The following is a 7,630-nucleotide window of genomic DNA, read 5'->3' on the forward strand; positions in this document are numbered from 1 at the left end:
GCGATCGGAGCCGGAACGGACGTAGCCATGGAATCCGCCGGGGTGGTGCTGGCCGGCAATGACCCCCGCGCGGTGCTGTCCATGGTGGACCTGTCCCGGGCCAGCTACGCGAAGATGTGGCAGAACCTCATCTGGGCCACCGGCTACAACATCCTCTCCGTCCCGCTGGCCGCCGGTGTGCTCGCCTTCGCAGGGGTGGTTCTGTCACCCGCCGCCGGGGCCGTGCTGATGTCCGTGTCCACCATCGTCGTGGCCCTGAACGCTCAGTTGCTGCGAAGGGTGAAACTGAATCCCTCCCGGGTTCGTTGAACCCTAAGCTCGGCAGGGTAAGATCCCTGCCGTACCCTTAAACCCATGAATGGCTACGGAAGGAGGAACACCATGGCAGCAACCGGATCCGGCCGCGTCACGGCGTTCCTGACCCGTGCCGCGCTGCTGGCGGGATTCCTGACCATTGTGGCTGGGATCCTCGGTATGCACATCATGACCGGGGCCCACGCCATGCCGGCGGCCACCGCAGGCATGGATACGGCAGTTCAGCAGATACAGAGCCCTGTCAGCAACCCCGTCCATGCCCCGGCACAGTCCCCGATGGACTCCGCGGCCGGGCCCGGGATGCTTGCCGGATCAGCCTCCTCGTGCGCCGACGCAGCCGACGCCGCCGGCTGCCCGAGTATGTCGGCGATGGATGCGGTCTGTGTCCTGTCCCCGGCGAACACCTCCCTGTCGGCGCCGCTGCCCGGCACCGCACCGCTCCAGACCCCTGACACGAATGCCCTCGCCAGGGCAACGATCAGCTATTCCTTCCTGCCGGAGGGTCCTTCCCCCGGCGACCTCTGCATCAGCCGGACGTAAAGCTGCGCTGCGCCGTGTCCTGCCCGGCGCACCCTCCACGCCACGCTTGCGTACCCACACTGCATACCCCCGCCTGAGATCCGGCGGGCCCTGCAGCCACGCTATCCGCTGCGGCGTATGACGCCGGTTGATACTTTGAAGGACCTGATTTTGATGAAGAAAACACTGACCATTTCCGCTGTCACCATCGCCGCGGCGATCGCCCTGGCCGGTTGTTCCGCGGGTTCGGATGGAGGGAGCATGCCCGGGATGAACCACGGCAGCTCCGGGATGTCATCCAGCTCCGCGCCCGCTGCCGCGGACTTCAACGACGCCGACACCATGTTCGCCCAGATGATGATCCCGCACCACACCCAGGCCGTGGAAATGTCCGACATGGTCCTCGCCAAAGAAGGAATCCCGGCCCCGGTGACGGATCTGGCCACCAAGATCAAAGCGGCCCAGGCACCGGAAATCGAGAAGATGACCGGCTGGCTGACCAGTTGGAACCAGCCCACCGAGATGCCCACCGGCACGCCCTCCGGGCACAGCATGTCCGGCATGATGGGCGATGAAGACATGACCGCCCTTGAAGCCGCTCAGGGAACCGAGGCGGCCAAGCTGTTCCTGACCCAGATGATCGCCCACCACGAAGGCGCCATCATGATGGCCAAAACTGAGAGCACGGACGGTAAGAACGCCGAGGCAGTCCAGCTCAGCAAAGACATCGCCACCTCCCAGGAAGCTGAAATGCAGGAAATGAAGGACCTGCTGGCCACCCTCTAGCTGGCAGACCCGGCGCCGGCCCGGCCACGGGCCGGCGCCTCCCCCTCCACACCTCTTTTTTCCGTTCCGTCACCTGGAGATTCATCGTGCCTGCGCGCTCTCTTAAACGTTCCCGTATCATCGCCGTCTCAGCCGCGGCCCTGTTCCTGGCGCTGTCCCTGGCTGCCTGCGCCCCGTCCACCGACCCGACGGCCGGCACCCCGTCATCAGCCGGCGCCGCCACAGGTCTGCCCAGCGCCCACATCCATGGCCTGAACATCAACGGTGAAACCGGCCAGGTACTCCTGGCCACCCACGAGGGCCTGTTCGACGTGTCCAAAAAACCCGCCGTCAGGATCGGACCCACGAACGACCTGATGGGTTTCACCGCTGCCATGGAGCAGGGCGTCTTCTACGCGTCGGGCCACCCTGGCCCGGGTTCGGATCTTCCCAACCCGCTGGGTCTGGTCAAGACCAGCGACGGCGGTGCGACGTGGGAGCAGCTTTCGCGCCAGGGAGAGTCCGATTTCGATGCCCTGACCGCCACCAAGTCCGGGATCGTCGCCTTCGACGGGGCCTTACGCGCGAGCTCTGACGGGAAGACCTGGACAACAATCGCCGCGGGCTTCGCACCGGCAGCCCTGGCCGGGAACCCCTACAGCGACACCGTGCTGGCCACCACCGTCGACGGTGTGCAGCGCTCGACCGACAGCGGCGCCACCTGGGTCCTGGACAAGGCTGCCCCGGTGGTGCAGTTCGCCGCGTTCGCCAGCGCCACAGAAGCCATCGGTGTGGAACCGGACGGCACGGTGCATTACTCCTCCGACGCTGGCGCCACCTGGTCCCGGACCGGGCAGATCCAGGGACAGGTCAAGGCCATCGCTGCGACGGAAGGATCGGAGGGTAAACCCTGGATCTGGGCCGCTACCTCAACCGGCTTGGTCGTGTCCACGGACGGCGGGGCGGTTTTCCGACCCTCCGACGCGGCCTGAGCCGATGGAAATCGGCGGCTTTTTCGCCTCCACGGTCACCTCCGGGGCGCTGCTCATCGCGATCCCCCTGGCCATGACCGCCGGACTCGTCTCCTTCCTCTCCCCCTGCATCCTGCCCCTGGTCCCCGGCTACCTCGGCTTCGTCTCCGGCCTGACCGACCCGACGCAGCCGCGGAACCGCCGCCGGGTGCTGGCCGGCGTGGGCCTGTTCGTGCTGGGGTTCGCCGCCGTATTCACCCTCTACGGGGCAGCATTCGGGGCGATTGGTTCCTGGCTGCTGCGCTGGCAGGACACACTGATGCGCGGACTGGGAATCGTCGTGGTCCTGATGGGCGTGGCCCTGCTCGGCCTGGTGCCCTGGCTGCAGCAGACCCGCAAAATCACCCTCGGCCGCCGCACAGGACTCGGCGGCGCACCGCTACTCGGCATCGTCTTCGGCCTGGGCTGGACACCCTGCATGGGCCCGACACTGAGCGCGGTGCTGTCCCTGAGCGTGACAACCGGCAGCGCCGGACGCGGGGCTCTGCTGGCCTTCGCCTACTGCTTGGGCCTGGGCATCCCGTTCGCCCTGGCCGCCATGGGCTTCGGCTGGGTCACCAACACCCTTGCCCTGGTTCGCAGACACATCCGCACCGTCAACATCGCCGGCGCCTCCATCCTGATCATCTTGGGCATCCTGATGATCACCGGAGTGTGGGTGCAGTGGATCTATAAACTGCAGAACCTCTCCGGCACCTTCCTCACCCCGATCTGACCACGACGGGTCTGACCAATTCACTCCGGCGCACTCCCTGCTCCGATTCCCACCCTAGGATCTGACGTGAACCCTTCCTCATTCCAACTGAACCGCCGGCGCTTTATGCACCTGGCGTCCGCCGGCGCCGCAGCCGCGGCCCTGGCTTCCTGCTCCGGCCAGCCCACGCCCGCTCCGCCCGGCCGGGTGATGCCGGATGACCCGGCCGTGGCCGGCGTCGAAGCCCGCCGCCCCCGGACCGGGACAACGGTGACCCAAAGCCTGGAAGCCTCCGCCTTTGACACCAGCATCGCCTCTAAACCAGCCACCACCTGGGGGTACAACGGGAACCTCACCGCCCCCGAAATCCGCGCCCGGGCCGGTGACCGGCTCAGCGTGGCGCTGACCAACCGGCTCAAAGACCAGACCAGCATCCACTGGCATGGCCTGGCCCTGCGCAACGACCAGGACGGCGTCCAGCACATCACCCAGGAACCGGTGGCAGCCGGGTCCAATTTCAGCTACGACTTCAGCCTCCCCCATCCCGGGACGTACTGGTACCACTCCCACATGGACATGCAGCGTGAACGCGCACTGTACGGGGCACTGATCGTGGAAGACCCCGCCGAACCGCTGATCTATGACAAGGATTGGGTCATCATCCTGGACGACTGGATGGACGGCATCACCGGCACCCCCGACGATGTCCTGGCTGAACTCTCCCAAGGGATGTACACGGCGGGACTGGAACGCTCAGCCAGACCCACCGCCTCCCCCGACGCCCGTCCCGCTCCGTCAGGGATGAAGCACATGCTCATGGGATCCCGCAGCGACTTCCTCGGCGGGGACGCCGGCGACGTCAGCTACCCGTACCACCTGTTCAACTCCAAAGCACCGGACCAGGCACAGATCCTGCCCGCCGTTGCAGGGCAGGTCATACGCCTCCGGCTCATCAACGCCGCCGGGGACACCGCCTACCGCGTCGGAATCCCCGGGCAGAAGATCACCCTGACCCACACCGACGGGTTTCCCGCCGTCCATCAGAACGTTGACGCGGTCGTGCTCGGCATGGGCGAACGCATCGATGCCCTCCTCACCGTCGCCGAAGGCTTCACCCCGTTGCTGGCACTGCCCGAAGGGAAGACCGGCAAGGCCCTCGGATTCATCAGCACCGGCTCGGGAAAACAGCCGCTCCCGGCGGTGTTGCCCGGCAAGCTGGAAGGGACCGTCCTGGACGGAGGCCAGCTCAAAGCCGACCCGGCAGTCACCCTGCAGCCCCGGACCCCGGACCGGACCCACGAGCTCAGGCTCACCGGCAGCATGGAGAAATACGACTGGGGCATCAATGGCCACCGCTTCGAAATGGTCAACCCGTTCGAGCACACCTTCGACATCAAAGAAGGCGAACGGGTCCAAGTGAGCTTTATCAACGAGACAGACATGTGGCACCCGATGCACCTGCACGGCCACACCTTCCAGGTCGGTTCCGGAGGGGCCCGCAAAGACACCGTCATCGTCCGGCCCAAGGAAACCCTCACCGTATTCTTCGACGCCGACAATCCGGGCCAGTGGCTCGTCCACTGCCACAACGCTTATCACGCCGAGCGCGGCATGATGGCCCTCTTCTCCTACATCAAGTGAGCACAGCCATGACGCCTTCAGCAATAACGGATTACTTCATCCCGTCCCCGACGGTCAGCGCCCTGGAGCTGGGGCCCCTGACCGTGCGCTTCTACGCGCTCTGCATCCTGGCAGGCATCGTCTTCGGCACATGGCTGACAGCCCGCCGCCTCCGGGAACGCGGCGGCACGACCGCCCAGACCCTGGACATCGTGATATGGGCCGTACCGTTCGGCATCATCGGCGGCAGGGTCTACCACGTCATCACCGACAACCAGCTCTACTTCGGCCCAGGCAAAGACCCTTGGGGGGCGCTTCGGATCTGGGAAGGCGGCCTCGGGATCTGGGGGGCAGTCGCCCTGGGACTTGTCGGCGCCGCGATCGGCGCCCGGCGCGCCGGGATCCCCTTCATGGCGTTCGCTGACGCGGCCGCCCCCGGCTTGCTGATCGCCCAGGGCCTGGGACGGTGGGGGAACTGGTTCAACAACGAACTCTATGGCGGCCCGACGGATCTGCCCTGGAAACTCCGGATCTACAACATGAACCAGGCCACAGGCCAGGCGATAACCGGCCCCGACGGCGCACCGGAAGTCCTGGGCTACTTCCAACCCACCTTCCTGTACGAATCGCTCTGGTGCCTGGCCGTCGCGTCGCTGCTGATGTTCCTGGATCGCAAGTACCGGTTTGGCAGCGGGTCCGTGTTTGCCCTCTACATCGTCCTCTACACCGCCGGCCGGTTTGCCTTTGAACTGATGCGCTCTGATCCCGCGAACACCATTATGGGGCTGCGCGTGAACACCTGGGTCTCCGGCCTGCTCCTTCTTGCCGGACTGGCCCTCTTCCAGGCCTTCCGGTCCCGGCCGCGCTCAGAAGCCGAAACCCTCTCGCCCGATCCGCGCAGAGCTCCTGCCGCACCCACCGAAAGGACCAACACATGAGTAACGCCGGAAAGCGACGCGCCGAGCACGAGGCCGTCCTGGCTGCCGTCCGTGCCCAGCAGAAGGCCAAGCAGCGCAGATGGAACCTCCTGGTCTACGGCAGTTTCGGCCTGGTCCTCGCGGTTATCATTACCGCCGTTGCCTTCACGGTCACCAACTCGTTCCAGGAAAAGAACGCAGCTGCGGAGGCTGCGAAAAGACCCATAGACGGGGTCCAGACGTTCGCTGACCTGGGCCGGAACCACGTCCAGGACGCCGCCGACTACCCCCAACAGCCCGGCGCCGGAGGTGACCACGCACCGGTCTGGACGAACTGCGGGGTCTACACCGAACCGGTCAACGAACAACGTGCGGTGCACTCCCTCGAACACGGTGCGGTGTGGCTCAGCTACAACCCGGACCTGCCGGCGGCAGAGCTAACCAAGCTCACCGATTTCGCCCTCGACAAGCCCTATGTCCTGCTCAGCCCGGACAAGGACCAGACCGGCCCGGTCACCGCCACCGCTTGGGGGGCCCAGCTGACATTGCAGGACGCCGGAGACGACCGCATCCCCGCCTTCATCCGGGCTTACGCCCAATCCCCGAACGCACCCGAACCCGGAGCCTCGTGTGCCGGCGGGACCAACGGCTAGCTAAGACCCCAAAGGAAACCCATGAAGAAGTTCAATAAGCCCAAACAAGCAGCCGACCCCGAATCACGCTACCGCCGGCACCGGCGGTTCGTTCGGATCGGACAGGTCCTCATGGCCGCAGGTGCCCTGGTCGCCATCAGCCACTGGATCGCCCACCTGGCAGCCACGGGGCAGGGGCCGAGCATCACCCAGGACATTTTCATCGGCTACCCCACCGGTGCCGTGCTGATCCTCATCGGCGCAATTCTCGCCGGACGCACCGACACGAAGAAGCCCTGAGCATGCCGGCCCCGGACGTGGTCCTGACCTCCTGGACCCTGAGCTGGCCGGCCCGGACAATTCTGGCCGCCGCGGTTGTCCTCTCTACCTTGGGGCGCTACGTCACCGCCGTCGGGGTTCGCCGAAACGGCCGCACCCACACCCGTTGGGTATGTATTCCGCCAGCTCCAACCGAGTCCCGAAGTTACCGTTATCAAAGGACAGCCATGCATGAGCCCGTCTCCATGACACCCCGAACCGTAGCCCCCGGGCCAGCGGAGAGATTGCCGGGCTTCTCGCGGCGGCGCCTCCTCTCCTCGGCACTTCTGGGCACCCTGGGCATCAGCGTCCTTGCGGGCTGCGCCTCCAGCGACGCCCTGGCCCGGCAGGCCAAAGCCGGGGACAACAAAAACTACATCGCCGGGGACGGCTCTGTCACCGAATATGCTGCAGCCGAGCGGAAACCCCCGGTGGTGTTGACCGGCCAAATGTACGATGGGACAGCCGTTAACTCCCGTGACTGGGCCGGGAAAGTGATCGTTCTGAACTTCTGGTACGCCGCATGCGCGCCGTGCCGGCTCGAAGCTCCACGGCTGGAAGCGCTCTCGAATGAGTTCAAAACACAAGGCGTCTCCTTCTTCGGTGTGAACATCCGCGATGAGGAACCTACCGCCGCCGCCTTCGAACGGACCTTCGGCGTCACCTACCCCAGCATGCACGACAAGGACGGGGGCATCCTGCTCGCCATGGCCCAGTACGTCCCACCTGTTAGGCGTCGCAGTGGTTGACGGTAGGGGCGTCGTTGCCGGTGACGAGGCAGGTTTTTGCCGTGGCGTCTTGATTTAGTGCCGTCGGCGG

General features: G+C 65.8%; 9 protein-coding genes and 1 pseudogene. All 10 read left to right on the plus strand.

All coding sequences use genetic code 11. The annotated features are described in order from the left end of the window. Window positions 1-309 (plus strand): annotated as a pseudogene (locus tag ACVWY0_RS21790) (heavy metal translocating P-type ATPase); the annotation flags it as partial. A 72-nt stretch (window positions 310-381) separates the two neighbouring features. Continuing rightward, the gene (locus ACVWY0_RS21795) at window positions 382-855 is read left to right on the plus strand and encodes a hypothetical protein (RefSeq protein WP_485838548.1); all 474 of its coding nucleotides are present in this window, start codon (window positions 382-384) and stop codon (window positions 853-855) included. Window positions 856-1,008: 153 nt separating this feature from the next. Further along, window positions 1,009-1,620: a DUF305 domain-containing protein gene (locus ACVWY0_RS21800; RefSeq protein ID WP_485838549.1), complete on the plus strand. Its 612-nt coding sequence runs from the start codon at window positions 1,009-1,011 to the stop codon at window positions 1,618-1,620. An 86-nt stretch (window positions 1,621-1,706) separates the two neighbouring features. Further along, window positions 1,707-2,591 carry a F510_1955 family glycosylhydrolase gene (locus ACVWY0_RS21805; protein ID WP_485838550.1) on the plus strand — a complete coding sequence of 295 codons (885 nt, stop codon included), beginning with the start codon at window positions 1,707-1,709 and terminating at the stop codon, window positions 2,589-2,591. 4 nt (window positions 2,592-2,595) lie between these two features. Next, window positions 2,596-3,345, plus strand: a complete 750-nt coding sequence (locus tag ACVWY0_RS21810; RefSeq protein WP_485838551.1) for a cytochrome c biogenesis CcdA family protein — start codon at window positions 2,596-2,598, stop codon at window positions 3,343-3,345. A 66-nt stretch (window positions 3,346-3,411) separates the two neighbouring features. Then, complete coding sequence (locus tag ACVWY0_RS21815; protein WP_485838552.1) at window positions 3,412-4,965, plus strand: multicopper oxidase family protein; 1,554 nt, start codon at window positions 3,412-3,414, stop codon at window positions 4,963-4,965. A gap of 8 nt (window positions 4,966-4,973) precedes the next feature. Continuing rightward, entirely contained in the window at window positions 4,974-5,882 is a 909-nt protein-coding gene (gene lgt / locus ACVWY0_RS21820) for a prolipoprotein diacylglyceryl transferase (protein WP_485838553.1), read from the plus strand. After that, complete coding sequence (locus ACVWY0_RS21825) at window positions 5,879-6,514, plus strand: thioredoxin-like domain-containing protein (RefSeq protein WP_485838554.1); 636 nt, start codon at window positions 5,879-5,881, stop codon at window positions 6,512-6,514. Before lgt ends, ACVWY0_RS21825 begins: the two co-directional genes overlap by 4 nt. A gap of 21 nt (window positions 6,515-6,535) precedes the next feature. Continuing rightward, on the plus strand, window positions 6,536-6,793 hold the full coding sequence (locus ACVWY0_RS21830; RefSeq protein ID WP_485838555.1) for a hypothetical protein: 258 nt from the start codon (window positions 6,536-6,538) through the stop codon (window positions 6,791-6,793). A gap of 224 nt (window positions 6,794-7,017) precedes the next feature. Continuing rightward, window positions 7,018-7,560: a TlpA family protein disulfide reductase gene (locus ACVWY0_RS21835; RefSeq protein ID WP_485838556.1), complete on the plus strand. Its 543-nt coding sequence runs from the start codon at window positions 7,018-7,020 to the stop codon at window positions 7,558-7,560. Window positions 7,561-7,630 lie beyond the last annotated feature (70 nt).

The organism is Arthrobacter sp. UYNi723, from assembly GCF_054057635.1.

Coding starts and splice junctions, on each gene's coding strand:
- ACVWY0_RS21795 (WP_485838548.1), top strand. CDS start 382: ATGGCAGCAACCGGATCCGGCCGCGTCACGGCGTTCCTGACCCGTGCC.
- ACVWY0_RS21800 (WP_485838549.1), top strand. CDS start 1,009: ATGAAGAAAACACTGACCATTTCCGCTGTCACCATCGCCGCGGCGATC.
- ACVWY0_RS21810 (WP_485838551.1), top strand. CDS start 2,596: ATGGAAATCGGCGGCTTTTTCGCCTCCACGGTCACCTCCGGGGCGCTG.
- lgt (WP_485838553.1), top strand. CDS start 4,974: ATGACGCCTTCAGCAATAACGGATTACTTCATCCCGTCCCCGACGGTC.
- ACVWY0_RS21825 (WP_485838554.1), top strand. CDS start 5,879: ATGAGTAACGCCGGAAAGCGACGCGCCGAGCACGAGGCCGTCCTGGCT.
- ACVWY0_RS21830 (WP_485838555.1), top strand. CDS start 6,536: ATGAAGAAGTTCAATAAGCCCAAACAAGCAGCCGACCCCGAATCACGC.
- ACVWY0_RS21835 (WP_485838556.1), top strand. CDS start 7,018: ATGACACCCCGAACCGTAGCCCCCGGGCCAGCGGAGAGATTGCCGGGC.